Here is a 26,351-nt window from a genome sequence, read left to right as displayed (position 1 = left end):
CCGCCGGTGAGCAACCTTTTGATTGTGGACGATGACCTCGAAGTCCTTGAACTGCTGAAGAAATTTTTCCTGCAACATGGCTACGCGGTGCAGACCGCTGCCAATGGCGAGCAGCTGTGGGCGGCCTTGGAACAACACCCCGTCGACCTGATCATCCTTGACCTGATGCTGCCGGGGGAAAACGGCCTGCTGCTGTGCCAGCGCCTGCGCCAACGCTACGCGACACCGGTGATCATGCTGACGGCCATGGGCGAACTCAGCGATCGGGTGGTGGGCCTGGAGATGGGCGCCGATGATTACCTGAGCAAGCCCTTCGACGCCCGCGAGTTGCTGGCTCGGGTGCGCGCGGTGTTACGACGTGCCGGTGAGGGCGCGACGGCGCTCGGTGATCATTCACGGCCGCTGATCCGCTTCGCCGGCTGGCAGCTGGACTTGACCCGCCGCGAACTGCGCTCGCCGGATCAGGTGATGATTCCCTTGTCCACCGGCGAGTTCGATCTGTTGCTGGTGTTCGTCGAGCACCCGCAGCACGTACTGACCCGCGAGCAGTTGCTGAACCTGGCACGGGGCCACAGCCATGACGCGTTCGACCGCAGTATCGACGTGCAGGTCAGTCGCTTGCGACGCAAGCTGGAGTTCGACACCAAGCGCCCGGCGATGATTCGCACCGTGCGCAATGGTGGCTATCAGTTCACCGCCAGCGTGACCCGCTCATGACGCGTCCCCATGACACTGTGGCCCGCTGGATCGCCCTGACCATCGTGATCGCGATGCTCACCGCCCTGGCATTCAACGCCCTGTTTGGCCAGCTCGCGGGCGTTTGGGCGCGGCCGCCCTTGAGCGAGATTGGTCTTCTGGACAGGGTGGCGGTGGTGGTGCGGATGATTGAAGCGGCGGAGCCGGCCCAGCGCCCGAGCCTGGCCCAGACCGCTGGCGATAGCGGCTTCAGCGTGGAGTGGTCGGTCAATCCCGACCGCTTCGGCTTGCCGGTGGTCGAGGACGACGATTTCTACTCGGGACAGGAAGTCTTCGTGGATCTACTGAAATGGCCGCAGCGCCGGGTCGAGGGCTTTGAACCCACAGACTGGTCCGGTCCCGGCGGGCATTACGCGTTGCTGGTGGAACTGACCGACCATTCGTGGCTGGTGTTCAGCACCACCTCGCGCAGTTGGGGCCTGGCCGAGGGGCCGCGCAGTGCTATCGTGCTGGTGATGGTGCTGATTTCCACGGCGCTGGTCACACTGGTTGCGACGCGCCGCCTGGCCCGGCCGCTGCAACATTTCGCCCAAGGCGTCCGGCGTTTCGGTGCCGACTTTCGGGCGCCGCCCATCGAGCCGGTCGGTCCGCACGAAATCCGCCAGGCGATCCTCGCATTCAATGGCATGCAGGCTCAGTTGCAGCACTTCATTCAGGACCGGACCCAGATGCTTGCGGCCATTTCCCATGATTTGCGTGCGCCCTTGACGCGCCTGCGGCTGCGCGGCGAATTCATTGAAGACAGTGATCAGCAGCAGAAACTGTTCCGTGACGTCGACGAGATGCAGGGCATGATCAACAGCGCCCTGGCGTTCTTTCGCGACGATGCACGTCTGGAGCAGGCTACCCAACTGGACCTGGCCGAACTCCTGCAAACCCTGGTGGACGACTACCGCGACCAGTCCGTCGACATCACGTTCAGCGGCCCGCCGCGGCTGGTGTATTTCGGCCGGCCCCTGGGGCTCAAGCGCGTCATGACCAACCTGATGGAAAACGCGGTGCATTATGCCCAGGCTCCCGAGATTGAACTGCAGCAGCGCGCCGGGCAGGTGGTGATTCGTGTGTTGGACCGTGGGCCGGGCATTCCTGCGCGGCTCCACGAACAGGTATTCCTGCCATTTTTCCGCCTGGAAGGTTCACGCAACAAAAGTACCGGCGGCGTCGGCTTGGGGCTTTCCAGCGCGCGGGCGATTGTCCTCGAGCATGGCGGCACCCTGACGTTGCTGGAGCGCCCCGGCGGCGGGCTGGAGGCGCTGGTGATATTGCCGGTGTAAGCGTTGCCTCAGGTGCCTGGGGCCAGCGTCACCCTGGGCACGGTAAAGCGGAATTCACTGCCGCGGCCCAGCTCACTCTCGGCCTCAATTCGCCCACCGTGGGCCTTGACGATGCCCTGGGTGATGTACAGGCCGAGACCGGTGCCGGAGGGATTGTTTTCGGTCTGGGTCCAGTAGCGATCAAACACATGGGGCAACTGATCAGGGGCGATACCTTCCCCGGAGTCACGCACCGAAAAGACAATCTCCTGATCATTGCCCATGGCCGAGACTCCCACATTTCCTTGGCGCGGGGTGAACTTGATGGCGTTGCCGATCAGGTTCGACAGCACCTGAAACAAACGCTCCGGATCGGCGTTGATCTGCAGGCCAGGCTCGGCGTGGAACGACAGGTCGATACTCTTTTCGAGTGCCAGCGGCGCCAGCAAGGAACAGGCTTCTTCGAAGATCTGGCTGACGTCCAGCGGCACCGGTTTGACGGTGTAGCGACCGGCTTCAATCTTCGAGGTGTCGAGCAAGTCTTCCAGTAGCACGTTCATGCGCGCAGCGGCTTGCTGCATGGTGTCGATGGCCGATGAAATGCGTCGTGAAGAGTGGGACCCATCGGAGCTGAAGGCTTTTTGCATCATGCCGCAGAGCATGGAAATCACGGTCATCGGGTTACGCAGGTCGTGGGATACCACCGCCACCAACTCGTCGCGGGCACGCACCGCTTGCTGTTCGCGCTGGACCTGACGCGCCAAGTCATTCTCCAAGGCCGAACGCCGCAGATCATGGGCGGCAAAGCGCTCGCCGTGGCTCCACCGGCTGGAGATACCGGCCATTTTCACTTTCCAGATTTCAAACGATGTGCGTGGGCGAAGGCGCATGCCCGCGTCCAGGTTTTCCAGGTCCAGAGATTTCCGGGGATCGCCGCTCCAGTTGATGCTTTCACTCACTTCCGGGCGAAACCACAGCACGCCATTGTCCACCGGCTTGGGCAGGCTCATGGCCAATACGCCGCTGGCCACGTGTTGATAGTGCGCCGCGGGCGGGTAGACCGATGACAGGTTATGGCTGGCGAATACCGACTGCCCGGTTTCCTGCAACCATTTGTGCAGCGCGCGGATCTGCACAGGTTCCGGGCAGTTGCCGTAGCAGTGCAATTGCTTGTCGTCGATGATCGCCACGCCGCTGGCCTGCACCAGGTCCATCAGCACCTGCGGGCACTCGGTCAGGCCCTCGAACACGTTTTGCGCCGAGGCGATCATTGCCTGGTTGAGCAGGGTCAGCGCCTCGACTTTTTCCTCGCGCTGACGGCTGATGTCCAAGGCCTCCATAGCGCTGATCTGCAAGGACAACACCTGGCCGATGCTCTGGCAGACAGTACGCAGCTGGTGGGGGATGTACAGCGGCTGACGATTGCCGCAACTGATCAGCCCCCACAGTTTGTCACCCTTCATCAGCGAGATGCTCATGGACGACAACACGCCCATGTTCTTCATGTATTGGCAGTGGATCGGCGACACACTGCGCAACGTGGCGAAAGTCAGGTCCAGCGGCTGGCCGGTATCCGGGCGCAGCTTGGGCACCAGCGGTACGGGCTCGTAGTCTGCGTTGGGGATGATTCGCAGCCAGTTGCTGCGGTACAGCTCGCGGGCTTGTTCTGGAATGTCGGACGCTGGGAAGAACAGGCCATTGAACAGTTCCATGGCGGGGGCGGACGCTTCGGCGATGACCTGGCCGTGGCCTTCTTCCTCGAAGCGATAAATCAGCACCCGGTCGTAACCGGTCATGGCTTGAATTTCAGTGACGCTGATTTCGTATAAGGCCTGCAGGGTTTTCGCTGACTGCAAGCGTTGCAGCATCTTGCTCAGGTTGCTGGTTCGGCCGTTGAGGGCAGTGGGTTGAAAATGCTTGATGAGTGGCTCGAACTCCAGCACCAGCACACCTTGGTGGCGGTGCAGCAAGCCTTCGAACTCGCTGCCGTGCAGGGTGATATGCAGGGCTGGCGCGTCGATGAAAGTGTTGTGCAGGAGCATCTGGAGAACGGCTTCGGCGGGTTCGGTGCCGATCAGCGCGTGCAATGGCTGGCCCAGCAGCGCTTCGGGCTGCTGATTGAACAGGTCAGCCACGTTGGCGCTGACTTGTACGATCTGCAGGCCGGGCTCCGACAGCGTCAGCAATACCCCATGGGGCTGGATCGCACCGGGAAAGCGAATGGGCTCGTCGGCACAGTTGGCTAGCAGCTCTTCAAAATCTTCAGGTTTCATAGCAATACCTCCTGGCTGTCGAGCCATTGCTCAAAACAGCTGAATGTCCAGCGCGCCGCATCCACGGCCTGCTGGCGGCCTTGGGGGGGCCAGCGGGACATCAGCCAGATAGTCGAGAAAGCGCTTCCAGCGCCGGCCCGTTTCGGTGCCATAGACATTCAGGAAGGCGCCGCCATTGTCGGCATTCAGTGCCAATCGTTGGGCCATTTCCCGCCGCAGTATTTGGCCGCCAAGGGTGGCGCCTTCCAGCACGTACAGCGCGCCCAGGCAGGCGGCCGGCGTGTCGAGGTGCGGCAAGGACGGGCATTGGGACAGGGCGGATATCGCTTCATCGCTCAAGCCTAGAGCATTGAGATCGTTGCGCAAAGTCGGTGTTTTCGCCCGTAAGGCCTGGTCAAATCCGATCGGAATCAAGCCGCCGTCGTGTAGTCTCGCCTCTATTGGACGGTAGAAACCGTAGTAAGCCTGGAGCACGCGTTGATACCAGTCGGCATCCAACCGCGGCGCAAAGAACGGCAGGCGCTTTTCCAGGGCAACGTGTAGCAGGGCGGTGCCTGAGCGCAAGGCATCCAGCAAGGGGGGCACACCAACGTCAGGGGCCTGTGAGTGCATTCGGTAAGCTCGAACTTAAGGCCAGGACGGGTCGTGGCCGACGCGTTAATGGGGTGTGAGCGACGATTCTACACAACCCATTACCCTTGTCTGGGGTAGGTGGTGATAAAACTGACCGTATGATCAAAAAGTTCCTGGACTGTTAAAAACAGACCCCAGCACCTGGTGCGAAGTTCGAGCGCGGTGATGTCGCAACGCCATTAATGCACGGACTGTCCTTCCTCCAATGCCGCTTGCACATAATCAAGCAGGCGTTCAGTGCTCCACGGTTTGGGCAGAAACTTCACATGGCTGCCCAACTGCGCGGCCATCCCTGTATTGCCGGACGTCAGCACCACCGGTAATGCAGGCCAGCGGTGAGCCACTACCCGGCTCAAGTCATAGCCGTTGAGCAGGCCGGGCATCTGGATATCGCTGACAATCAAATCCACCGGATCGCTGGCTCGCTCCAGAAAAATCATCCCTTCATCCGCCGACGGGAAGGAAGTGACCACCGCGCCGAACTCTTCCAGCACTTCGACCATCAGCGCGCGAATGATCGCGTCGTCTTCCAGCACCAATATTGATGGCTGAGCCATGAGTCCTACCCCTCCATCCGGGTTCAATAAGGTGGAGTGGGCGACCGCGAGATAGGTTCGATCGGATATTTCGTATTCGATGGGTGGTCATTCGCCAGGCTATGGGATAGTTACCTCACAGGTACGATACCGACGAATCGCGCTTAGGGTGAGCTGCGATACCCAGCATTTTTCCAGGTCGTCTCATGTCCATTGTTATCCGGCTTGCCGTCCCTCGCGATGCGGCGCTGCTGCCCGCAATAGAACGCTCCGCCGCCCAGGCCTTCCGTCGAATCGAAGGGTTGCATTGGCTCGCCGAAGCAGAGGTCATGGCGGTAGAACAGCATCGGCGACTGATCGCGCTTTCCACCTGCTGGGTCGCGATGGGCGCGAGCAATCAACGGGTGGGTTTTCTCAGCGCGCAACGGTATGGCGATGATCTCCATATCCACGAGCTGTCGGTCAAACAGTCGATGCAAGGGCAGGGCGTGGGGCGGCGGTTGCTCGAAACGGTGATGAACGAAGCGACATCCCAACGGCTGCGGGCGCTGACCTTGACCACCTTTAGTGATGTGCCCTGGAACGCCCCGTTCTACCAGCGCCTGGGGTTTGAGCAGGATGCGCTGGCGAAGTCGGACCCGCGCCTGGCCGCGCTTCTGCGTGATGAATACCTCTATGGTTTTGCGCCGGGGAGCCGCTGTGCCATGGTGTGGCGAGTGCCGGCCTAATCACCGAGCAGTGCTCTTTCCATTCAAGGATTTCTATGTTTAAGCGCAATCCCCTTGTTCCTGAACTCACGGTGACAGCCCTTGGCACCAGCCTGAGTTTCTGGGTTACCCAGTTGGGTTTTGACATTGCCTATCAACGTATCGAAGAGGGATTTGCCTACCTCGACTTGCAAGGCGCGCACATCATGCTGGAGCAATACGATTCTCAGGCTGGCCAATGGCTCACCGGCCCCCTCGAAAAGCCACTGGGGCGAGGCATCAACCTACAAGTCGAGGTGCCTGCCGTAGCGCCGATCCTGCAACGATTGAAAGTGGCCGGTTGGCCGCTGTTTCGCGACGTCGAAGACGTCTGGTATCGAGCAAATGAGGTGGAGGTAGGGCAGCGACAGTTTTTGCTGCAGGACCCGGATGGCTATCTGGTTCGTCTGGTGGAGCGGTTGGGTGAGCGGCCTTGTGAACAGGCATAATTACCGCCTGCCCCCACCATCGTTGCCGAGAGTTATTCCATGAAGCGTGCCGCGTTACTGACCCTTGCCCTGACCCTTGGCGGTCTCCACAGCACTCAGGCAATGGCCGCCGGTGACATTGAAGCCGGCGCAAAACTGTTCAGCAAAACCTGTGGTGGATGCCACAGCGTTGGGCTGAATGCTCGTGGCGGTTTCGGGCCACAGTTGAACGGCATTATCGATCGTCCGGCCGGGAGCACGATGGACTACCAGTACTCCGAGGCGATGAAAAATTCGGGCGTGGTGTGGACGCGGGAAAAACTCGCGGCCTATATCGAGAATCCGAAGAAAGTGGTGAGCGGCACGCGGATGATTTTCTGGGGCATCAGCGATCAGGAAAAGATTGAAAACTTGCTGGCTTATCTTGAGACCTTTCAGCAACAGTAATCGGCTTTGTTCGAGGGGCTGTGTGGGAATGGTCAACAGATCAACAAAGCCTGAGTTCATCGGTGTTTCACGGGCTGATTATTCCGCATCCAGGCTGATGAGTGCTTGCTCCACCAGCGCCCCCGACAAGCCCGTTCGCCACAACAGCCCTATCTGCTGGGATTTAAGCGTTGAGGCAACAGGCATCGGCCAAGGTTTTCTCGGCAAAGCCTGGATTGCTCACAGAGCGGTGATGGCATCCCAGAACGCATCCCAGTCCTGGCCGTATCAGTCGGAAAAACCGAGTACGGCGCTCAGGATGATTTGCCTGGAGGCTTGCGAATTGGCCGATTGACGTGGTTGAGCAGTTTTAGGGGCGGGCGCAAGGGTGATGTGTCTGTGCATTCCTGCAATCAACATCTACACGTCAGTAGGATCCTTCTGATTTTCATCCGCTCGCGAAGGTGATCTCCATCGAATGTAAGCCGTTTGTTACGGTACGCGAGGACAAAAAAACGCTAAGGAAAAGCGCAATGCTCACATTTGATAGGTTATGGAAAAACCATCCGGAAATTTTTGGAGACGCTGCGCCGTGCAGGACCAATGGAGCCAAAAATTTCAGTGATCAATGCGCTATCAACCTAGGGGTCGCCATGCGCAGAGCCGGTGCCGATCTCGGTAGATTAAAAGGTGTGCGTTATTGTTGGCACCATCCAAAAAGTGAAAGCCACATTCTGGCTGCAGAGGAAATGGCTAAAGCCTTAAGTCTGATACGCATCCCCGGTGTGCAGCCGGTGAGGAAAATAAAGCCCGATAACTTCTCAGAAGCCCTGTCAGGACAACAAGGCATCATTTTCTTCAAAGACTTCTGGCGCCGAGGGGATGAAACTTTCGGTAACCGCAGTGGCGACCATATCGATCTGTGGAATGGGCGTAGGTTGACGGACTGGTTGAGCTATCCTCGTATTCAATTGGGCTTCTCGATTGAAGGCACATTCTCTGACTATCACGAGTCGAGGGAAATCTGGTTTTGGAAGGTTTTATGAGCATTGTCAAAGGGATGCTTTTTGTCATTTTTGTGGTTGTTTTAGCGGCGGTCGCATTCAACGGCGTATATGTGGCAATTTCTGTCTATTTTGGACCGTTTTACGAGGGAGATGCGGACCAGAGTCGCAATTTTTCGATTTGGCTGTTGGGGAATGCGGTGGTTATCCTCATTTCGGCCGTGACGGGTGTGGTTTCGTATCGTAGACAGCTGCGCAGAGGGCAGGTGTGAAACCTTTGTTCTGTGGAAATGTTGTTCAATTTTCCACGTTCGGTGGACACGGTTTTGCCGTTTGATGATGTTCAAGCGGCTGCGTGATGAGGACAGTCAGAAGATGATGGAAACGTTGATGCAGCAAGCGCAGGGGATGCTAGTGATCACATATGAACTCGCTTGGGGGCGACGGATTATTCATCCCTCACTCCGGCCTCAACGGCCGCTCCGTAGCCGGTGTGCAAAAGCGCCGTTCTTATTTGGCGCGCAGTAACACTTATCCAGTCAACGACACTCCCAGGGCTCTGGCTGGCATGAAGACCGCCTGCGGCGCGACTCTCATCGCCCAGTGGCTCTCATGATGCGATCCATCGCTGACAAGTTCCGCTGCGACTCCACGACCGCGCCAATCGGCTACCGCCCCGCTCAATACCGCACCGGGCTCGGCATGAACCTGCAATGGCAAGGTGAAGGGGCCGACGCCCAGGCCATACGCGAGTGGGCCGATGACGGCAGCTACGACACCCGCCTGGAGTGGGACGAAAACATCCGCCTGACCTACGTGATCGATGCGTTGGACCAGGAGACTTGGTATTACTACGACATCCTCGGCTACACCTACCGCGTCATCTACCCGGACGGTAATGAAGAATGGCTGTTCCGCGACGACGCCAAGAATGTTGTCCGCCATATCCACACCGACGGCAGCAGCGTCGATCACGCCTATGATGACCAGGATCAGCTCTTCAAAACCCGCGACCCCGAAGGCAACGTCACCAGCTACGAGTACCGCGCTGGGCAACTGGTGCGGCTTATCCACCCGGACAAGACCGAAGAACACTTCGAGCGCGACGCCGAAGGCCGTTTGCTCACTGACTTATCTGTTTTGAGAAAGTGTGCGACCTGGAAGTGTTTGTTGATTGCGGGATCAGGCGAGCAGGTGCTTGGAAATCAGCCGTGAGATTTCGACGATGGAGGTCTTGCCCGTGAATTCGAACTTCACTTTGCCCAGGGATGAAAAGTAGATTTCCAACTCCGAATCCAAATCGAATGTGCCGGATGTTTCCACGGAATACGCCACGATGTTTTTGTACGGCAGTGAGGTGAAGTCTTTCTTGCTGCCGGTGATGCCTTGCACGTTCACGGCGATGATGCGCTTGGTGGTGAAAACCACGCCGTCGCGCATGGTTTTGTAGGCGTCCACAACCTGTTCGTCATCCAGCAACAGGGACGCAACGCGTTCGGCGTATTCGTTGTTTTGTTTGAGCTTGAAGAAACCTTTGTTGTTGAAGTCGATCATCGGGCGGGCCTTGTGGTTTGTCAGGGAGGGCGCGTTATCGTTGACATCCATCGCGAGCAAGCTTGCTCCCACAGAAGCAGGTCGCGTTTATAGGATAGCCTTGAGATAGTCCTTGAGGGTGTCGAGCGGGGCGTTCAGTTCATCTAGCGTTGAAGCCTGGTCGACCTGAGCCGCCAGCTTGCGCAGTTCACGCCCCAGCACCGTGTTGGCGCCTCCCAGAGCCTCCAAGGCCGGTTCCATGCATTCGTTCAGCTTACGCTGGATGGTCGCCAGATCGCCGTTGCGCACCAGCAACCCAAACATTTCCCGCTCATATCCGTCCATCACCGGATCATCCCGCAATATCGGGCTGCCGCCGTCGGCCTCGTGCACCAGTTTAAGTGCGAAGAGCGCAACAGCTTCCAGCGTTAATTCCATGGTCTCGGTTCCTCGGGGTTCTGGGGGGGGAGGGCGATAATCACTGTTCTGCGGCGGAAAAAAAAGACTTTGGGTATTCGTGCGCCCACTCAGAGAGTTACCAGGCGTATGCAGATAGCTGGAGTGTCTATGGCGAGCGGGGTGAGCATCACAAAAAACAACACACTAGCCAACGCTTGTTGTAGGAGCGAGCTTGCTCGCGAAGAATTTATAGGCACCGCGTGTACTCAGGATGCACACGTTTTTTGTCGACGGTTTTTGCGTGGAACAAGGGAGTGATTTATTTCCTTAACAACGTCTGCGGCTGCCTATTCCCGGTCGATTCTCTCCCCTTTAGCTGAAAGCACCTAGCGCTTGACTTAGAGCGCGCTCTAACCACTAGCCTTCTTGTTGCACCGCTAAAACGGCTAGGCCCGTTGCGCGGCTTAAACAAGGAGATAGGTCATGACATTTAAAAAACTTAGCGCTATAACCGGCCTCGTGCTTTCAGCAGTCGCAATTCCGGTGTCGGCAACTGAAGCGGATAATCGACGAGCGAAAGGGATAGAGGCCCTGGAAAGAATCACCGGGGCCGCCGGCAACAACGTAATCAACTCGCTTAGCGACATCTCGCCCGAGCTGGGTGATTGGATAGTCGACTTCGCCTACGGTGATGTGTTTTCCAGGCCAGGTGTCGCGCTGTGCACACGCGAGCTGGCAACCATCTCGGCCCTCACCGCCTTGGGGAACGCGCAACCTCAACTCAAGGTGCATATCGAGGGGGCGTTGAATGTGGGTTGCAAACCTGAGGAAATCGTTGAAATCATCATCCAGATGGCGGTGTATGCGGGTTTTCCAAGCGCGTTAAATGGCATCAGCGTAGCGCGGGAAGTGTTTGCCAAGCGAGGCATCAAAATTGCTGCCGCACCTGCCGAGTGAGCGCGACCAGCGCATTGCCGAACCCCGACGGTTAAGGAGTGTGTTTATGAACGCTTCCCAGACGATTGACCAAGTCGCAAAGCGCACCGGCCTCACGGCCTATACCCTGCGCTACTACGAACGCATCGGGCTGTTGGCACCTGTCGCCCGAGCGGCCGGTGGGCAACGGCTTTATGCGCCGACTGATATAGCGTGGCTGGAGTTTCTGCTGCGTTTACGCACCACTCACATGACCATCGGCAAAATGCAAACATTCGCCAAGCTGCGCAGCGCCGGGGATTCAACGGTAGCCGAACGCCGCCAGATGCTGGAAAGCCATTTACAGGATGTACAGGGCGAAATTGTTGCCATGCAAAAAGCCGTCGCTGCACTGCAAGCCAAGATTGATCACTACCGTGTGCTTGAGGCTAAGGAGGATGTTTAGCGCCTGCTCGTGCACCCTACTTGACCACCCGTTTGCATTGCATATGACCACCCATTTGCATTCGTCCTGACCAGTCATGTGCACTGTATTTGACCAGCAAGATTTGTGGAGACACGACCGGCAGAGAACTGCCAGAACCGGCCATCTGGCGTCTACGAATTCTGGGCCAATTCAGATTTTGTATCGCCGAAAGCGCCTACCGTCACACGGCTCGATCAGCAGTACTGCAAGGTGGAGAAGCATGTGCTGCATACGGTGATGACCTCCGGTCTGTTTGGCCTTCGATGTTTAGGATGTCGTTCAGGCGCAGCAAATGAAAGCTTGCGCTGTTGTTGCCATCAGTCGGAAGCGTCGCTTGTCTGGGCGTCCAAGGCGACTTGCTCGAACTAGGCCAACACGGTCTGCCCATGTCTAACGCCGTATACCTCTGCAAGGCGCTGTGTCTCGTACTCCTTGGTGTGGGTGAGTACCGCAAGTCGCCGCTGGATGAATTCGACGGTCAGGGGTATGCCGCACTCAACGGTGATGCAGTGTCGCCAAGTGGCGTAACTGTCAGGTATCGCAGGGGGCTTCATAGCCGATCCTCGACGATTGCACGGTTTTCCACGTTGGGGGTCGCTTGCTCGAAATAAATGTTATAACGTAGCGTGTAATTGTTCCTACAACCGCCGGGCGCGGTCCTTGTGCCTGCTTACCTGATGCAAACAATAAAATGACTTATTCGAAAGGCTTCAGTCGGCGCTTGACGCTCGTCAGTGCGATCTCACTTTGTACCTTTGGCGCTCATGCTCAAACCGAATCCGAGCCTATCGAATTAGACGCTACTGAAGTGGTTGGCACCCGCGAGCAGGGTTATCGCGCCACGGTGGCACCCACCGCGAACAAGAGCGATACACCGGTCAAGCAAACGCCTTTTTCAATCCAAACCGTGACCCGCGAACTGATTGAGGATCGCGGCGTAACGACGTTTGGTGAGGCCATCCGCACGGTACCCGGCATCACCAATCAGGTCGGGTTTGGCGGGGTAAATGATCGTTTTCGGCTGCGCGGGTTCGGCACCGAAGCCAACCTGAAAAATGGCGTACGGCGCGCCAACTTTGTAGCCATCGATGACCTTGTCAACATCGAGCAGATCGAGGTGCTCAAGGGCCCATCATCGGCGCTCTATGGGCGTTTCGAGCCTGGTGGTGTGGTCAATCTGGTCACCAAGAAGCCATTGGCCGAGCAGCGTACGCAGGTTGACTTCAGCGCAGGGCGTTACGATTTCTACCGATCAACGCTGGATACCTCCGGCCCGCTGGGAGACAACCTGGGCTATCGCTTGACTGCAGCCTGGCAGGACAACGGCAGCTTCCGTGATTTCGTCCATAACGAGAGCCAGTTCATCTCACCGGTACTGACCTGGCAACTGGCGCCTGAGACGGCCCTGACCTTCGAATTCGAATATGCACGCAAGGTCGCGGATATGGACCGCGGTTTCGGCAACAACGAGCTGTATCTGAGTGCGCCCATCGAGCGAAACTTTGCCGAGCCCCACACACGCGCCAGTGCGATCAGCAAGCTGGCTTCGGTGACCTTGGACCATGCGCTTGATGATAACTGGGAGCTGCATACAGCTCTGCAGGTCTCCGATGCGCGGCTCGACGCATACTGGTATTCGTATGGTTTCTTAAACGGCGGCATCGGGGGTACCCCTGAAAATCCGACCGTGTCGCGCCGCCCCCAGCTCAACCGTGATCGACAGATTGATGCCACGGGGCTCGCCGAGGTCAGCCGGCGCTTCAGCACTGGCGCTATCGGCCATCGCATCCTGCTGGGCACCGAATACAGTCGCGATTGGTGGGACTATGACGCCGCCGTAGGCTCGACCAGCGTCATCGACTTCAACAACCCTGTGTATGGCACGTCGCCGTCAGCACTTTCGCCCACCGGTGAGGGGCGCTTTATCAACGATTCGTGGGCGCTCTATGCACAGGACGAACTGACCTTCGGCGCCGAGGAACGTTGGCGTCTGCTGCTCGGTGGCCGTTTCGATCACGTAGAGGCATCGGCAATCGATGATTTCTACGGTCTCGACGAGCCTGCAGAAAAGCGCTTCAGCGCCTTTTCACCACGGGTGGGGCTGACCTGGACGCCGGTTGATCCGCTATCGCTTTACGCCAGCTGGTCGCGCTCGATGCGCACTGAGCTGAACAACGGCATCCTGCAGGGCGGCGCACTGCCGTCACCGGTCAAGGGTGAACAGTATGAAGTCGGCGCTAAGTTCAGCCTGCTAGACGGCCGTTTGACACCGACGCTGGCGTACTTCGACATCCGTCGCAAAGACGGGCTGGTGTCGGACCCCAATGACCCGACGTTCACTTACAGCATTCAGGTGGGTGAGCAACGCAGTAAAGGCTGGGAAATCGATCTTCCATTTATGATCACGCCCAACTGGCGCCTGCTGGCCAGTTACACCCGTCTGAACGCCATTATCAGTGACGATACCGACGCGGGCTTGCAGGGCAATCGGCTGGCCAACGCCCCTCAGACCAACGCCAGCTTATGGACCAGCTACGACCTGGTCGGAATCGCTCCGGGGCTTAGCGTTGGCGTGGGGGCCAACTACGTAGGCGAACGGGAGGCGAATAACAGCAACACCTTTACGCTGCCGTCCTACACACGCTGGGACGCCAACCTGATGTACCGATTCGGACAGGCGCAGCATTATCGTGTGCAGCTCAACGTGCAGAACCTCTTCGACAAGCGTTACTACGATTCGGGCGGCAGTTTCGTGCCGACTTATCCGGGCGCGCCACGTACCGCAGTGCTGACCCTTGGGGCAATGTTCTAGATATGTTACGCAGCGAATCGTTGAGCGTCGGCTACGCAGGGCAGACGCTTATAGGTCCCCTGGATCTGCAGCTTGGCGCGGGGCGTCTGGTGTGTTTGCTGGGTGCCAACGGTGTCGGCAAGTCCACCTTGATCCGCACCCTTACCGGTATGCAGCCAGCCACAGGTGGCCGCGTACTGCTGGATGGTGTTGAACTGCATACGCTTGGCGCAGGCGAAAGGGCCCGGCAACTTGCCGTCGTGCTGACCGACCGGGTCGAAGCGGGGCTTTTGACCGGCTTCGAACTGGCTGCCCTTGGACGTTATCCGCACCTGGGCTGGAGTGGCCGATTGGGGCCGGATGACCGAAGGCAGGTCTGCCAAGCGCTGGAGGCGGTCGATGCCATGGCGCTTGCCGGCAAAGCGGTGGCGGCAATGTCTGATGGCGAGCGGCAGCGAGTCATGCTCGCCAGAGCACTGGCGCAAGAACCCAAGGTGCTGGTGCTGGATGAGATCACCGCATTTCTGGATCTACCCAGGCGCATCGAGGTGCTTCACCTGCTGCAGCGTCTTGCACGTGAGCATCAGCTTGCCGCGCTGCTGTCCTGTCATGACCTGGATCTTGCCCTGCGTTGCGCCGACGTACTCTGGCTGCTGGACCACCGGCGTAACCTGCACGTCGGAGCGCCGGAAGATCTGGTGCTCGACGGAAGCCTGGGGGAGGCCTTCTCCTCGTCCGGCCTACGGTTCGATACCGAGCGTGGCGAATGGGGCGTGTCCCGGGCGACTGGCAAGCCCGTGCGGCTGAGTGGCGAAGGTGCCGCGCGTACTTGGGCCTTGCGTGCGTTGGAGCGGGTCGGCTTCCATGAGGCGGCTGTGGCGGACCTGACGGTGCATGCCGAGCTTGGGAATTACCGCCTGCTGAGTGCGGGCCGTGAGCAGGCCTTCGTTCGACTTGGCGAGCTGGTCGAGGTGTTGCGGTGAGGTGCAGGGTTGTGCTGTTGAGCATGATGCTGCTCAGCGGTTGTGAGCGCATGGACACACCTGTCCTTGAGTATTACCCGTCGCAGGTGGTCGGCGATAAACCCGCGCAAAATCTGGATGCATCCTGTGTATCCGACTTTCACGAAGACGTTGATTACTTCCCCGAGCGCACCCAATTCGACTGGTCCGATCAGCTTTCAGTCGAGTATGCAGGGCATTTCAAACGGGTACGCTTCAGGCCAAGCGTGAATACGGGGGAGACGCTGGACATTCTGCTGGTGCAATGCGGCACGCCAGTGCCCGAGCACGAGGCCGCTACAGTCGTGGTCCATATTCCAATCCGTCGCTTGGCTACGGGCAACTCGGCGATGCTCGGTGCGGCTGACGAGTTGGATATCGTCGATCGGCTGGTAGGCATCGAAAATGCCCGGACCCCAACCGTCGAAAGCGTACGCCGAGGCATCGCAGCAGGCAGCATTCAGGAGTTGTGGGGCTACGCGCACGCCAACATTGAGCCGATCATGGCGGTGCGGCCTGACGTCTATCTGAGCTTCTATTCCGCCTATCCGCAGTTCAACTTGCACCCCCAACTGCAACGAGTCGGCGTCCGCGCGTTGCCTCAGGCCGACCACCTGGAAGGCCACCCCTTGGGGCGCGCTGAGTGGCTCAAGTTCCTCGCGTTGTTGGTCAACCGCGAGGCCAAAGCCAACCGGCAGTTTGCCCAGGTTGAGCAAGAGTATCTGCACTGGCGGAACCTGGCCGCACAGGCGCGGCAGCGACCCGCGATCATGGCTGGCTTTCCGTCCGGCCGGGACAGCTTCGAAGTCTTTGGTGCCTTGAATCAGCGCGCTCAATTACTCACCGATGCGGGCGGGGATTATGTGCTGTCGGGCCTGCGCAAGCACGGCAGCCTGTTACAGGTGGGCTTTGAGGAGGCCTATGTAGCGGGTGCCGAGGCGCCCGTGTGGATTGGCGTGCAGTCGGGCCATGCGTCGCTGGCGCAGATGCTCGAAATAACGCCTCGCGCCGCCTGGTTTGCCGCTGCCAGGGCAGGGCAGGTCTACGTCTTCGACAAAGGCTCCATCGGTGCCTGGGCATCGCCAGCGCATGACAACGGCATGACTCGACCGCACCTGGCACTCGCCGAGCTGGTGCAAGTTCTTCACCCCGAGCTGCTGCAAACCTCCGTACCTTCAACTTTTCTGCGGCGTCTTCCATGACTGACTTCACTGCTGAGTTTCACCACCCGCCAACACGAAAGTCCGCATGTGCGTATGCCGGGCTCGGTATATGTGTCGTCCTGTTATTCGTAGCCGAACTCAGCGTTGGCGCGGTGGCCGTTCCGTTAAAGGCCGTGCTGGGTGCGCTGCTGGGGCAGGATGTCGGCGAAGTCTGGAGCAACATTCTGTTTGATTTCCGCTTGCCTCGAGCGCTCAATGCAATGTGTTCAGGGGCTTCGCTCGGGGCCGCCGGCTTGCTGTTGCAAACCCTGTTTCGCAACCCGCTGGCCGACCCGTTCGTGCTGGGCATCGTGCACAGCGCGCGGTTGGGGGCAGCAGTACTGGTCACCTTCGCAGGCGTCTCTGGCAGCGCACTGCTCGTACGCTTTGGCCTGCTTGGCGATATCGGCCTGGCGCTTGCGTCGGTAGCGGGTTCGACACTGCTGCTCAGCCTATTGGCCGTGCTATCGAGCCGACTCAATGCGATCACGTTGCTGATATGCGGGCTGATGCTGGGTTATCTCGCTGTTGGACTGATCAGCGTATTGATGCACTTCATCGATGAAAATCAGGCTCGTGCGTTCAAGGCCTGGGACGATGCAAGCTTCGCTGGTGCGACGGTGGATCAGCTGCGGCTGTTGATCCCAGGCGTGGCTTTAGGGCTACTGGCGTTGGCGGCATTGATAAAACCGTTGAACGCCCTGCTGCTCGGCGAGCGTTACGCGGCTTCAATGGGTATGCCCGTTCAGCGGGTCCGGCGCTGCGCCCTGTTCGTTGCCGCGTGGCTATGCGGCCTGGTAACTGCGTTCTGTGGGCCGGTTGCCTTCCTTGGGCTCGTCGCCGCGCAGGTGACACGAGGGATTTTTGCTAGCGCCGATCATAGGGTGCTGTTGCCCGGCGTTGTACTGACAGGGGCTGTTCTAGGCTTGGCCGCAGATTTGGTGACTCACCTGCCGTGGAGTCGCCACGTACTGCACTTGAACGCTGTAATTGGGCTCATCGGGGCACCTGTTGCGCTCTATGTATTGCTGCGACGGCAGCGGTCCATGGGGTTATAACGCTGACGTTTCGCAAACTGATCAATACACGACACCTCCAGGCACAGTTAAAACGGCTCAGCAGCCTAATAAAGTCATTTGGACGGGGTAAAAAGACCGGTTTTTACCCCGTTAAGCTTTCGGGTCAGGAAGTGCGTCGCACCCATCCATTGCTTCAGCGTCCCGAAGGGATGCTCAACCGTTCGCTTTCGGATCCGCATCATTTCCAGCGCGTTGCTCAGCCTGTTCTGCATTTCCTCCAGTACGGCTTCATGCTCCCAGCGTCGAACCCGGCGTTCCGTGCTCGGTGTGCACGGCGGTGTCATTGCGCAGCCCCGGCATTTCGAACGCCAGTAACGGTGCAACGTCAGGCCTTTTTCAACGCTGGTATAGCGCCAGATCAGAGCCTCTCCAGCCGGGCAAATATATTCGTTTTTTGCCGCGTTATAGATGAGGGCATCGTTATTGAAACGCCCGTCCGCTTTGGCTCCAGAGGTCAGCCACTTCGGAAGGCGTCGATGGGCGGCCGAGCGGGATACCCCCAAGTAGTCAAGCCGATCAGGGCGGGCTCGGATGATTCAGGCTTAACCCGGACCTGGCTCAGGCAATCAATCCCAGTGTCAGTCCCTTCAAGGTAGCCGCTGCCCGGGTCGAGCATTCCAGTTTGCGAAAGATGCTTTCCATGTGCGTGCGAACCGTGCTCGGACTGATCTCCAGCAGCCGCGCCACCTGCTTGTTGCTGGCACCACGGCTGATCTCCAGCAGGATGCGGCACTCGCGAGTCGTGAGTAACGAAGCCTTCGGTTGACGCACCAGACGCTCGCCACCTGCGGCGGCAATGACGGCTTCGCAAACATCGTTGTCGAACAAGCCACTGCCAGCATCCTGTCTGAGTAGCTTGGCTGCATCCGCTTCGCCGTGGGCCGATCGCCATGGCCTGGCTTCCCTTAGCGCGACCCAGGCGACCGATGTGGCGAACAGGCGATGCTCGGCACGCAGCGCATCACCCGCCACGCCTCGAAAATAGCCACTGCCGTTGAGCCGTTCATAAGCATGGGTTGCAATCTCTGCGGGCACGGCCAGTTCAGTGATAGGCCTAAGCGCCTGTTGCGTCCAGTAAGGGACAAGGCGCACCCGCTCCGCAGCGCCGTATGGCAGCGTCCCTGGGGTATTCCAAAGGTGGTTCGAAACGGCTGCCCGGCCGAGACCGTAGATGAGCGCGGACTTGCCAATGTCTGTCAAAGTCGGTTCACGCAGCCCCCACAGGCGTGCAGCTTCCACGGCGACATGCGCTACCTGCCGCGAATGCCCTGCCAACCACGGGAGCTTCAAGTCGATTATGTCTCCCACCAACGTCAGTGAGACGCAACGCTGCTCATGCGCGTGGTCAACCGTTTTAGAAAGCGTTTCCAGATCCGCCAGCCAGTCCTTTGCGTTCCCCAGCAGCAAGGATACTAGCGACGCTGGATAGCGCCGATCCGACTGTTCTCTGATCCAGCGTAGCGCCGCGTCCAGGCCGTGTGCACGACTGAGAATATCCAGGTCACCTGCCAGTACTACCTGATAGGCGACCTCCGGAATGTGCTCATGGGTCAGACCCAGCGGCCGGCCAGTGCCGTCGTAGGTTTCGAACACGCGACACAAGCCCGCCTCGACGGCGGCACCGAGCTGGAGGGTTTTGGCGATTGCTCCAGACACCTCACAGTGCACGACGGCAAGCGGGGTTGCCTGGTGCACCGCATTCATTTGCTCATTGCCCAGCGTCAAATCGAGCATCGCGCGGCGGCCATCGACGTCGTCGCCAAGCAGATCCGCAAAGCCTTCGGCATTGGCGGTGCAACCGGACCAGCGCAGCAAGGCAACCTGTTCCGCTACCTCCAGGTGCTCACCGTCGCCGTGCCGGGCCTGCGCCAGCATCCGCGCCAGTGCGGCAACGCGCCGCGAATGACCGAGTGGTTGTCCCATGCTGAGGTCGCCGACCTGGGCGATCGTCGCCAGTGCCCCGCCCAGGGAGATGTCCAGTTGCACCACACTATCCATGAAAAATGTCCTGGGGTCGGATAATTGACCGATGCCCAAAACGCAGGCTAGTCAGCAGAATTTGAACTCCCGAACAGAGCTCATCCAATGAAAACATTCAAATCGAAAGTCGCTACCGTCGCCTTTGCCCTAGCCGGTACCTTCATCGCAAGCGCCAGCCACGCGCAGGATACAACACCCTCCGTGGTGATCGTACACGGTGCGTTCGCCGACGGCTCCGACTGGGCCAAAGTGGTGCCACTGCTCCAAGCCCAAGGGGTGCCCGTTACGGTTGTGCAAAACCCGCTCACCTCGCTTGCCGACGATGTTGCCGCTACGCGCCGCGCGTTGAGCAACCAGCAGGGCAAGGTGGTGCTAGTCGGGCACTCTTGGGGCGGCACCGTGATTACCGAGGCCGGTAGCGACCCGAAGGTCAGCGCGCTGGTGTATGTCGCCGCCTTCGCGCCAGAGGCCGGGCAAACCAGCGGCGAACAAGGTAAAGGCGCGCCCACGCCACCTGGCATCAGTCAGATCAAGGCAGACGGCAACGGTTTCCTCTATTTGACGCCGCAAGGCATGGCCGAGGACTTCGCCCAGGACCTCCCGGCAGCGCAGACCGCCGTCATGGCCGCCACGCAAGGTCCGATCAAGGCATCTGCCTTCGAAGATAAAACGACCGTGTCGTCCTGGAAGACCAAACCGTCCTGGTATCTGCTCGCCACAGAAGACCGGATGATCCACCCCGACGTCCAACGCTCTGCCGCCAAGCGTATCGGTGCCACCCTTGCAGAGGTGCACTCCAGCCATATTCCCCAGCAGTCGCAGCCGGCCGAGGTCGCCGCAGTGATTCTTAAGGCCGTGCACAGCGTTGACGAGCAGTGATCGCAGGGAAATGACGCCACTGCTAACCGCTAACTCAATCGCTACATCGATACGGAGTGTCCGCATGAATCATCTGGATGAGCAAGACTATGACTTCATTGTGTGTGGTGCCGGTACGTCGGGCTGCGTGGTCGCTGCCCGTCTTGCCGATCAGAAAAGCGCACGCGTCTTGCTGATTGAAGCGGGCGAGGGGTACTCGGGCCCCGAGGTTACCGAACCGGCGCAATGGCCGATGAACCTCGGTTCAACGCGCGACTGGGCATTCGAGGCGCAACCCAATCCACACCTCAATGGCCGACGGCTATCCCTGAACATGGGTAAGGGACTCGGCGGTGGCTCCAGCATCAATGTGATGGTCTGGTCGCGCGGGCACCGCTCCGATTGGGACCATTTCGCTGCCGAGTCCGGCGACCCGGCCTGGGGCTACGATTCGATACTCAATTACTACCGCAGGATCGAGAACTGGCAAGGCCGCCCTGATGCTACTCGGCGTGGTTCAGGTGGCCCCGTGCATGTCGAACAGCCGGCCACGCCTCAACCCCTCGCGTGGGCAACCCTGGAGGCGGCCAGCCGTCTGGGTATCCCCCGATTCGACAGTCCCAATGGCGAGATGATGGAAGGTCCGGGCGGGGTCGCGATTACCGACCTGCGCATTAACCAGGGCAAGCGCGAATCCGTTTACGACTCCTACATCCGGCCACGCTTGCACTATCCGAACTTGACGGTTCTGACAGGGGCATTGGTGACCCGTGTATTGCTTATCGGCACACGGGCTATCGGTGTCGAAGTGGTGATCGCAGGCGAACGGCAGTGCTTCTATGCCGCAGCCGAGGTCATTTTGTCCATGGGCGCGGTGCAAACACCCAAGGTGCTTATGCAATCGGGAATCGGCCCGGAAGATGAACTGCGAAACCACGGCATCGCACTGACCAATCACCTTCCCGGTGTGGGCCAGAATCTTCAGGACCATCTCGCCTTTGGCTGTACGTGGGAGTACCTGCAACCCCAGGCAGTCGGTAGCGGCGGGTGCGAAACCACGTTGTACTGGAAAAGTGACAGTCGTCTGGATGTCCCGGACCTGTTGCAGTGTCAGCTGGCGTTTGCGGTACCCTCTCCGGCTGAGGTCGCGATTGAGCCGCCACAACATGGCTGGACAATGTTCGCAGGGCTGGCCAGGCCTGCCAGTCGAGGACGTTTGCGCCTGTCGGGTGCCGGGCCACTGGATGCCCCACTCATTGAGCCGAACTCGCTGAGCGCGCCCGAGGATATGACCGCGGCGTATGCGTCGATCGACCTGTGCAGGGCGCTCGGTAACAGCGAAGCCTTCAACGGGCTGGTCAAGCGCGAAGTGGTGCCCGGGCCGAAAGATCATCGCGCTATGGAGCAGTTCATCCGCAGCTCTGCCGTGACTTACTGGCACCAGTCCTGCACCGCGAAAATGGGCCGAGATACGATGTCGGTGGTCGACCATCAACTGCGCGTGTATGGCATCGATAAACTGCGCATCGCTGATGCCTCGATCATGCCGCGAATTACCGTTGGCAACACGATGGCGCCGTGCGTCGTCATCGCCGAACGAGCAGCAGATCTTGTCCTCGCTGCGCATGGGGTCACGGCCACAGCGCTGCACCGGTAATTCATGAGAGTACTGCTACAACCCATGCTCACTGGCAGAAATTGGTCGATTTCTGCCTGTCGCCATCGTCAGCTTTGGGGTGCCGACTCTCTCCTCTGTGGCTACCGGCAGAGAGGAGCCGGGCCCAGACCACAATTTCGTCCCCTGCCGGCTATTGCTTGACCTAGACCTATCGGCCGGAAATTTTTCGCGACAGATATCGACTTTCAGTCCCAGACGCTCCTGCGCTACCTTCTCCATCGTCGCTACCAATCCCAGCGACCGGACTTGAGAATCCGAGAAACAATAGGCGCATAGGCGCCACCATCCATTAGACTGTTGGCGCTTTTTTGTGCTCGCATGTCTGTGTCATGGCGGCTATGCGTGGGAGACCTTCGGGTCTGCCGGGTTCCTATTGTCCCGGTTTCTCAGCCCGCGCATAGCTGCCACCCTTCGCATGAGAAACGAACGTGGCAGCTCACTACATTAGGAGCTTAAGCAATGAACGTTTCTGACAGGTCGTACCCTCGTAATCCCTCAACCCACACCTCCACCCATTCGGGAGGTGTCCAATGATCAATCCACCTCTCAACCAGACCCTCGGCGTCATCACCTTTTCCACTTGCGGCAAACAGCCCAACCACCACCCTCTATTCCGCGTCAATTCCGGCGTCCCCATTCGGGATGCCCTGGAATATGTCTCCGAGCTTCTCCACTGTTCAAAAATGCTCGCGTTGGATGCAGCCATGGAAAAAGGCGCCGATCGCTATGCCTGGGCCGCGCATTACCTGGAGGGGATGGCGAAGGCGGTGGTGGATGATCTGGCGAATGGGATGTTGCTGAATGGGGTCATTGAGGAGGTGGAAGGGGTTGGTGTGTAGGCGGCTGGTTTGAGGGTGTTGGGGCAGGCGTCTTTGCAGGCAAGCCACTCCCACAGTAGATTGTGTTTCAGGTGGATAGTATGCGGTGAACAACAACTCAGCTGACCACCCACTTTTCTACAGACGAAAAAAAGACCTTGAACTTCAAGGTCTTTTTTTAAGATGGTGTCGCGAGGGAGACTCGTGCGTTCTATATAAACCGTGCCTTGTAGCCCCGCGGCGGAATTAAGTTAACGGCTGCAAGGCTTCCATCTGACTGATCCAGGTATCGAATCGAGTGCATTGTGCCCGGATCACGGGCAGGCCGATTTCAATGGCGGCGAGCGAGCCGTGCAGCGGTTTGTCATAGCCCGCGTAAAGTTTTTGGAGTCGTTTGCTCGGCGCTGTCATCGGGCTGTTGTTGATAGTTTCCGGTGTTTCAAACTCATTTCGTATGTGTACAAATCTATCTTCAAGGGCTGGTTGGTTGATCCCAGCGGCAAGCCGCCTTGGACAGCTGAACAGCAAACCTTCGAACTCGTACATCTGCACATAGGGAATGAATCGACGCATGGCTTCATCACCTAATTTATCCACCAACTTTTTCGCCATGGCTTCCAGCAGGCAATCGGCCTTTTCGCCCATGGTGTTTTTATTACCTGCATCAGCCTTGCCGGGAAACTCTTCAGGTAGGCCGTAGAAATCGAAAAAAGTGGTGCAGTAGGCATGGCGATCTCCGAGAAGGCGCTTCTCTACGTCGGTCAGCAGACGCTCGAAGCGGAAGTTTCCGCCTTTGTGACCTGGTTTACCGATCAGTGCGGGCATCAAGTAAATGCCTAGGTGCTGAAAGGCCTGTGCCAGCACCTCGTTGATGAACATTTCTTCTGTTTGGCCCTCGCAAATGACGTGGACTCGAATCATTTGCGCGGCCTCCCGCCAAGGATATTTTTCTCCCATAGCTCGCCTACCGAATAGTCGTCCAGCCATGTTTCGAACGCCTTTTCGTCGAGCCGTTTGAGGATGGTCGCGCCCTTTTCTCTTTCGACAATGATCAAGTCGTCGATAGAGAACTCGTTTACCAGGGGGACAGACTGCGTTGAAACAACCACCTGCATTCGTGTGGAAGCGGACCGTAGCAGTGAGCCCAGCAGAGTGATTGCGTAAGGATGCAGACCTAGTTCCGGCTCATCGATGATGATTGTCGATGGCGGGTCGGGTTGGAGCAGGGCGGTCACCAGGCACATGAAGCGAATTGAACCGTCTGAGAGCTGGCTGGGCCAGAAGGTGTAGTCGCTGTCCTTTTGGCGCCATCGTAGGTTGATCAGTTCTTCTTGAGTGTCCATAAGCACGGGCCGGAGCACAAAATCGTCGAAGAATGGAATTGCCAGCTGGACCGTTTTGCGGATTTGTTCGTAAATCTCTGGCGTTTCGGTGGACAAGCGGTAGAGGTAGGCTGCCAGATTTGAGGCGTCAGGGCGCAGGTAGTCGTCGATATGGGCGGGGCCGAAGCGTTTGACACTGGCGGTTTCGCTGGTGTCATGGAAGTGGAAAACTTTCCAGCTCGAAATTGACTCGTAGCAGTACGCGACCACGTTATTTTTATAGGGGGCTTGGTATTTCTTAGAATCGAATGCCCATTTAAGCTGCGTCTCTTGATGCCCTGAGCCGAGGGTGAGCCATTCTGATCCGTACATGGGACCGTCGAAAAAAAGCCGTTCATTGGAAAAAACAAAGTCTCCGTCAACGGTCGGTTCCAGCTCGAACTCGTACCCGTTGAGACCGAAATGAACGTAGGAGAAAATTTTCTGAGTTTCTTTTATTCCAAAGCTGACGATACGGTCCGCCGAGCCTTGCTGGGTTACCCACTTCTTCAGACGCAAATCCATCATTTCGCTGAGCATGCGAAAGTAAGAAACGAAACTGCTCTTGCCTGCACCATTGGCGCCGAGCAACACGTTCAAGCTACCCAGGTGCAGGTCCTCAAGATTCTTGATGGACTTGAAGCCCTTGATAGTGAGCCGGCTGATGGGGTTCTTTGTGCTCATTGCTGCTTGATTCCTTAAGCGACACTGCTCGTATAGTTCGTGCCGCCCTCATTGAAAGCTGGTTCGGAGTTTGCCATTGATTCGAGAGGCTGACTCGTTACTTGATGGACTCATCCTAGCGTTAATCTTTTCAATCTAATACAGGCGCTTTTTCTGGTGGTGATTGCGGCCATGCCAGTCAGCGCAGGCCAGCGTGCACTTTTCTGCAGGCGAAAAAAAAGACCTTGAATTTCAAGGTCTTTCTTTAAGATGGTGCCCCGAGGGAGACTCGAACTCCCACTCCTTTCGAAAACGGATTTTGAATCCGCCGCGTCTACCAATTCCGCCATCAGGGCTCAATGGCGGCGAAGTATAGAGATGAGATTACCGTTGGTCAATCACGTTTCATGGTCTATTTTCACTATTTCCGCTAGACTTCCCGGCCCTGCTAGACGAACCCCATCATGCGCGTTGCTGACTTTACTTTTGAACTGCCTGATTCGCTGATCGCTCGCCACCCTTTGGCCGAGCGTCGCGCCAGTCGACTGTTGACCCTGGACGGGGTCAGCGGTGCCCTTGCACACCGTCAATTCACTGATTTGCTTGAGCATTTGCGCCCAGGCGATTTGATGGTCTTCAACAATACCCGGGTGATTCCGGCGCGGCTGTTTGGCCAGAAAGCGTCCGGCGGCAAGCTGGAAATTCTGGTCGAGCGGGTGCTCGACAGCCATCGTGTGCTGGCCCATGTGCGCTCCAGCAAATCGCCGAAGCCGGGCTCTTCGATCTTGATCGAGGGCGGTGGCGAGGCGCAGATGGTGGCGCGCCATGATGCGTTGTTCGAACTCAAGTTCGCCGAAGAAGTATTGCCGCTGCTAGAGCGGGTCGGGCATATGCCGCTGCCTCCTTATATAGACCGCCCCGACGAAGACGCGGACCGCGAGCGTTACCAGACGGTGTATTCCGAGCGACTGGGTGCGGTAGCGGCACCGACGGCGGGGCTGCATTTCGATCAGCCATTGCTGGAGTCGATTGCCGCCAAGGGCGTCGAGACGGCTTATGTGACGCTGCACGTGGGGGCCGGGACGTTTCAGCCGGTGCGTGTGGATAACATTGAAGACCACCACATGCACAGCGAATGGCTGGAGGTCAGCCAGCAGGTGGTGGACGCGGTCAATGCGTGCAGGGCGCGCGGCGGGCGAGTGGTGGCGGTCGGCACCACCAGCGTGCGTTCCCTGGAAAGTGCGGCGCGCGACGGTGTGCTCAAGCCGTTCAGTGGCGACACCGATATCTTTATCTACCCGGGCCGGCCGTTTCATGTGGTCGATGCCCTGGTGACCAATTTCCATTTGCCGGAGTCCACGCTGTTGATGCTGGTCTCGGCATTTGCCGGTTACCCGCAAACCATGGCTGCTTACCAGGCCGCCATCGATAACGGATACCGTTTTTTCAGTTACGGGGATGCGATGTTTATCACCCGCAATCCGGCGCCGACTGCCCCTAAAGAACCGGGCCCAGAGGAACAAGTATGAGT

The 26,351-nt window shown here is 58.5% G+C and carries 24 protein-coding genes, 1 tRNA gene and 3 pseudogenes; 18 read left to right on the top strand and 10 right to left on the bottom strand.

The window, feature by feature from the left end:
* Positions 1–6 precede the first annotated feature (6 nt).
* Together BLU75_RS17665 and BLU75_RS17660 are read left to right on the top strand one after the other, a co-directional pair.
* Positions 7–717 (top strand): response regulator, encoded by a 711-nt coding sequence (locus BLU75_RS17665; protein ID WP_084379976.1) that lies wholly within the window; start codon positions 7–9, stop codon positions 715–717.
* A complete protein-coding gene (locus BLU75_RS17660; RefSeq protein WP_084379978.1) occupies positions 714–2,030 on the top strand; it encodes a sensor histidine kinase in 1,317 nt (438 codons plus the stop codon). Before BLU75_RS17665 ends, BLU75_RS17660 begins: the two co-directional genes overlap by 4 nt.
* Before the next feature lie 8 nt (positions 2,031–2,038).
* Here the strand turns inward: BLU75_RS17660 and BLU75_RS17655 are convergent, their stop codons facing one another.
* From BLU75_RS17655 to BLU75_RS17645, 3 genes and pseudogenes are all read right to left on the bottom strand, one after another.
* Entirely contained in the window at positions 2,039–4,282 is a 2,244-nt protein-coding gene (locus BLU75_RS17655) for an ATP-binding protein (RefSeq protein WP_084379980.1), read from the bottom strand.
* Positions 4,279–4,894, bottom strand: a pseudogene (locus BLU75_RS17650) (biliverdin-producing heme oxygenase). The gene BLU75_RS17655 and the pseudogene BLU75_RS17650 overlap by 4 nt, the downstream one beginning before the upstream one ends.
* 200 nt (positions 4,895–5,094) lie before the next feature.
* Positions 5,095–5,472, bottom strand: coding sequence for a response regulator (locus BLU75_RS17645; RefSeq protein ID WP_084379982.1), 378 nt, complete (start codon positions 5,470–5,472; stop codon positions 5,095–5,097).
* Positions 5,473–5,657: 185 nt separating this feature from the next.
* Here BLU75_RS17645 and BLU75_RS17640 point away from each other — a divergent pair, with 185 nt between their 5' ends.
* From BLU75_RS17640 to BLU75_RS17610, 6 genes and pseudogenes are all read left to right on the top strand, one after another.
* Positions 5,658–6,179, top strand: coding sequence for a GNAT family N-acetyltransferase (locus tag BLU75_RS17640; protein ID WP_084379984.1), 522 nt, complete (start codon positions 5,658–5,660; stop codon positions 6,177–6,179).
* 35 nt (positions 6,180–6,214) lie between these two features.
* On the top strand, positions 6,215–6,646 hold the full coding sequence (locus BLU75_RS17635; protein WP_084379986.1) for a bleomycin resistance protein: 432 nt from the start codon (positions 6,215–6,217) through the stop codon (positions 6,644–6,646).
* A gap of 39 nt (positions 6,647–6,685) precedes the next feature.
* Positions 6,686–7,072: a c-type cytochrome gene (locus BLU75_RS17630; protein ID WP_084379987.1), complete on the top strand. Its 387-nt coding sequence runs from the start codon at positions 6,686–6,688 to the stop codon at positions 7,070–7,072.
* A 512-nt stretch (positions 7,073–7,584) separates the two neighbouring features.
* Positions 7,585–8,097: a T6SS effector amidase Tae4 family protein gene (locus BLU75_RS17625; RefSeq protein WP_084379989.1), complete on the top strand. Its 513-nt coding sequence runs from the start codon at positions 7,585–7,587 to the stop codon at positions 8,095–8,097.
* Positions 8,094–8,327, top strand: a complete 234-nt coding sequence (locus tag BLU75_RS17620; RefSeq protein WP_084379990.1) for a hypothetical protein — start codon at positions 8,094–8,096, stop codon at positions 8,325–8,327. Before BLU75_RS17625 ends, BLU75_RS17620 begins: the two co-directional genes overlap by 4 nt.
* Positions 8,328–8,742: 415 nt before the next feature.
* Positions 8,743–9,216: pseudogene (locus tag BLU75_RS17610) on the top strand (hypothetical protein); the annotation flags it as partial.
* 21 nt (positions 9,217–9,237) lie between these two features.
* On the opposite strand, the gene BLU75_RS17605 reads toward BLU75_RS17610, so the two are convergent.
* Positions 9,238–9,609: a PH domain-containing protein gene (locus tag BLU75_RS17605; protein ID WP_084380044.1), complete on the bottom strand. Its 372-nt coding sequence runs from the start codon at positions 9,607–9,609 to the stop codon at positions 9,238–9,240.
* Positions 9,610–9,696: 87 nt separating this feature from the next.
* The gene (locus BLU75_RS17600) at positions 9,697–10,026 is read right to left on the bottom strand and encodes a hypothetical protein (RefSeq protein WP_084379996.1); all 330 of its coding nucleotides are present in this window, start codon (positions 10,024–10,026) and stop codon (positions 9,697–9,699) included.
* 444 nt (positions 10,027–10,470) lie between these two features.
* On the opposite strand from BLU75_RS17600, the gene BLU75_RS17595 reads away from it, so the two are divergent.
* The 6 genes from BLU75_RS17595 to BLU75_RS17565 all read left to right on the top strand — a co-directional run bounded on the left by BLU75_RS17595 (position 10,471) and on the right by BLU75_RS17565 (position 17,441).
* A complete protein-coding gene (locus BLU75_RS17595; protein WP_084379997.1) occupies positions 10,471–10,944 on the top strand; it encodes a carboxymuconolactone decarboxylase family protein in 474 nt (157 codons plus the stop codon).
* A gap of 46 nt (positions 10,945–10,990) precedes the next feature.
* Positions 10,991–11,368 (top strand): MerR family transcriptional regulator, encoded by a 378-nt coding sequence (locus tag BLU75_RS17590; protein ID WP_084379999.1) that lies wholly within the window; start codon positions 10,991–10,993, stop codon positions 11,366–11,368.
* A 712-nt stretch (positions 11,369–12,080) separates the two neighbouring features.
* Positions 12,081–14,201 carry a TonB-dependent siderophore receptor gene (locus BLU75_RS17580; protein WP_084380003.1) on the top strand — a complete coding sequence of 707 codons (2,121 nt, stop codon included), beginning with the start codon at positions 12,081–12,083 and terminating at the stop codon, positions 14,199–14,201.
* A gap of 2 nt (positions 14,202–14,203) precedes the next feature.
* Positions 14,204–15,163: an ABC transporter ATP-binding protein gene (locus BLU75_RS17575; RefSeq protein WP_084380004.1), complete on the top strand. Its 960-nt coding sequence runs from the start codon at positions 14,204–14,206 to the stop codon at positions 15,161–15,163.
* Between the two features lie 11 nt (positions 15,164–15,174).
* The gene (locus BLU75_RS17570) at positions 15,175–16,383 is read left to right on the top strand and encodes an ABC transporter substrate-binding protein (RefSeq protein WP_084380005.1); all 1,209 of its coding nucleotides are present in this window, start codon (positions 15,175–15,177) and stop codon (positions 16,381–16,383) included.
* The gene (locus BLU75_RS17565; RefSeq protein WP_084380007.1) at positions 16,380–17,441 is read left to right on the top strand and encodes a FecCD family ABC transporter permease; all 1,062 of its coding nucleotides are present in this window, start codon (positions 16,380–16,382) and stop codon (positions 17,439–17,441) included. The genes BLU75_RS17570 and BLU75_RS17565 overlap by 4 nt, the downstream gene beginning before the upstream one ends.
* Before the next feature lie 98 nt (positions 17,442–17,539).
* Here BLU75_RS17565 and BLU75_RS17560 read toward each other — a convergent pair.
* Positions 17,540–17,932 (bottom strand): annotated as a pseudogene (locus BLU75_RS17560) (transposase); the annotation flags it as partial.
* 88 nt (positions 17,933–18,020) lie between these two features.
* The gene (locus BLU75_RS17555) at positions 18,021–19,460 is read right to left on the bottom strand and encodes an HD domain-containing phosphohydrolase (RefSeq protein WP_090221515.1); all 1,440 of its coding nucleotides are present in this window, start codon (positions 19,458–19,460) and stop codon (positions 18,021–18,023) included.
* A gap of 87 nt (positions 19,461–19,547) precedes the next feature.
* On the opposite strand from BLU75_RS17555, the gene BLU75_RS17550 reads away from it, so the two are divergent.
* The 3 genes from BLU75_RS17550 to BLU75_RS17540 all read left to right on the top strand — a co-directional run bounded on the left by BLU75_RS17550 (position 19,548) and on the right by BLU75_RS17540 (position 22,817).
* Positions 19,548–20,321: an alpha/beta fold hydrolase gene (locus tag BLU75_RS17550; RefSeq protein ID WP_084380009.1), complete on the top strand. Its 774-nt coding sequence runs from the start codon at positions 19,548–19,550 to the stop codon at positions 20,319–20,321.
* A gap of 64 nt (positions 20,322–20,385) precedes the next feature.
* Positions 20,386–21,957 (top strand): GMC family oxidoreductase, encoded by a 1,572-nt coding sequence (locus BLU75_RS17545; RefSeq protein ID WP_084380011.1) that lies wholly within the window; start codon positions 20,386–20,388, stop codon positions 21,955–21,957.
* A 551-nt stretch (positions 21,958–22,508) separates the two neighbouring features.
* Complete coding sequence (locus BLU75_RS17540; protein ID WP_084380013.1) at positions 22,509–22,817, top strand: DUF3077 domain-containing protein; 309 nt, start codon at positions 22,509–22,511, stop codon at positions 22,815–22,817.
* A 225-nt stretch (positions 22,818–23,042) separates the two neighbouring features.
* Here BLU75_RS17540 and BLU75_RS17535 read toward each other — a convergent pair whose 3' ends face one another.
* The 3 genes from BLU75_RS17535 to BLU75_RS17525 all read right to left on the bottom strand — a co-directional run bounded on the left by BLU75_RS17535 (position 23,043) and on the right by BLU75_RS17525 (position 25,176).
* On the bottom strand, positions 23,043–23,717 hold the full coding sequence (locus BLU75_RS17535; RefSeq protein WP_084380014.1) for a DUF4276 family protein: 675 nt from the start codon (positions 23,715–23,717) through the stop codon (positions 23,043–23,045).
* Positions 23,714–24,841 (bottom strand): AAA family ATPase, encoded by a 1,128-nt coding sequence (locus BLU75_RS17530; protein WP_084380015.1) that lies wholly within the window; start codon positions 24,839–24,841, stop codon positions 23,714–23,716. Before BLU75_RS17530 ends, BLU75_RS17535 begins: the two co-directional genes overlap by 4 nt.
* A gap of 250 nt (positions 24,842–25,091) precedes the next feature.
* Positions 25,092–25,176, bottom strand: a tRNA-Leu gene (locus tag BLU75_RS17525).
* Positions 25,177–25,284: 108 nt separating this feature from the next.
* On the opposite strand from BLU75_RS17525, the gene queA reads away from it, so the two are divergent.
* Positions 25,285–26,349: a tRNA preQ1(34) S-adenosylmethionine ribosyltransferase-isomerase QueA gene (gene queA, locus BLU75_RS17520; protein WP_084380017.1), complete on the top strand. Its 1,065-nt coding sequence runs from the start codon at positions 25,285–25,287 to the stop codon at positions 26,347–26,349.
* The last annotated feature ends 2 nt before the right edge of the window (positions 26,350–26,351 follow it).

Source organism: Pseudomonas mucidolens (assembly GCF_900106045.1).
GTDB lineage: Bacteria > Pseudomonadota > Gammaproteobacteria > Pseudomonadales > Pseudomonadaceae > Aquipseudomonas > Aquipseudomonas mucidolens.
This window is presented reverse-complemented; position numbering and strand designations above follow the sequence as displayed.

Coding starts and splice junctions, on each gene's coding strand:
- BLU75_RS17660 (WP_084379978.1), top strand. CDS start 714: ATGACGCGTCCCCATGACACTGTGGCCCGCTGGATCGCCCTGACCATC.
- BLU75_RS17655 (WP_084379980.1), bottom strand. CDS start 4,282: ATGAAACCTGAAGATTTTGAAGAGCTGCTAGCCAACTGTGCCGACGAG.
- BLU75_RS17645 (WP_084379982.1), bottom strand. CDS start 5,472: ATGGCTCAGCCATCAATATTGGTGCTGGAAGACGACGCGATCATTCGC.
- BLU75_RS17640 (WP_084379984.1), top strand. CDS start 5,658: ATGTCCATTGTTATCCGGCTTGCCGTCCCTCGCGATGCGGCGCTGCTG.
- BLU75_RS17635 (WP_084379986.1), top strand. CDS start 6,215: ATGTTTAAGCGCAATCCCCTTGTTCCTGAACTCACGGTGACAGCCCTT.
- BLU75_RS17630 (WP_084379987.1), top strand. CDS start 6,686: ATGAAGCGTGCCGCGTTACTGACCCTTGCCCTGACCCTTGGCGGTCTC.
- BLU75_RS17625 (WP_084379989.1), top strand. CDS start 7,585: ATGCTCACATTTGATAGGTTATGGAAAAACCATCCGGAAATTTTTGGA.
- BLU75_RS17620 (WP_084379990.1), top strand. CDS start 8,094: ATGAGCATTGTCAAAGGGATGCTTTTTGTCATTTTTGTGGTTGTTTTA.
- BLU75_RS17605 (WP_084380044.1), bottom strand. CDS start 9,609: ATGATCGACTTCAACAACAAAGGTTTCTTCAAGCTCAAACAAAACAAC.
- BLU75_RS17600 (WP_084379996.1), bottom strand. CDS start 10,026: ATGGAATTAACGCTGGAAGCTGTTGCGCTCTTCGCACTTAAACTGGTG.
- BLU75_RS17595 (WP_084379997.1), top strand. CDS start 10,471: ATGACATTTAAAAAACTTAGCGCTATAACCGGCCTCGTGCTTTCAGCA.
- BLU75_RS17590 (WP_084379999.1), top strand. CDS start 10,991: ATGAACGCTTCCCAGACGATTGACCAAGTCGCAAAGCGCACCGGCCTC.
- BLU75_RS17580 (WP_084380003.1), top strand. CDS start 12,081: ATGACTTATTCGAAAGGCTTCAGTCGGCGCTTGACGCTCGTCAGTGCG.
- BLU75_RS17575 (WP_084380004.1), top strand. CDS start 14,204: ATGTTACGCAGCGAATCGTTGAGCGTCGGCTACGCAGGGCAGACGCTT.
- BLU75_RS17565 (WP_084380007.1), top strand. CDS start 16,380: ATGACTGACTTCACTGCTGAGTTTCACCACCCGCCAACACGAAAGTCC.
- BLU75_RS17555 (WP_090221515.1), bottom strand. CDS start 19,460: ATGGATAGTGTGGTGCAACTGGACATCTCCCTGGGCGGGGCACTGGCG.
- BLU75_RS17550 (WP_084380009.1), top strand. CDS start 19,548: ATGAAAACATTCAAATCGAAAGTCGCTACCGTCGCCTTTGCCCTAGCC.
- BLU75_RS17545 (WP_084380011.1), top strand. CDS start 20,386: ATGAATCATCTGGATGAGCAAGACTATGACTTCATTGTGTGTGGTGCC.
- BLU75_RS17540 (WP_084380013.1), top strand. CDS start 22,509: ATGATCAATCCACCTCTCAACCAGACCCTCGGCGTCATCACCTTTTCC.
- BLU75_RS17535 (WP_084380014.1), bottom strand. CDS start 23,717: ATGATTCGAGTCCACGTCATTTGCGAGGGCCAAACAGAAGAAATGTTC.
- BLU75_RS17530 (WP_084380015.1), bottom strand. CDS start 24,841: ATGAGCACAAAGAACCCCATCAGCCGGCTCACTATCAAGGGCTTCAAG.
- queA (WP_084380017.1), top strand. CDS start 25,285: ATGCGCGTTGCTGACTTTACTTTTGAACTGCCTGATTCGCTGATCGCT.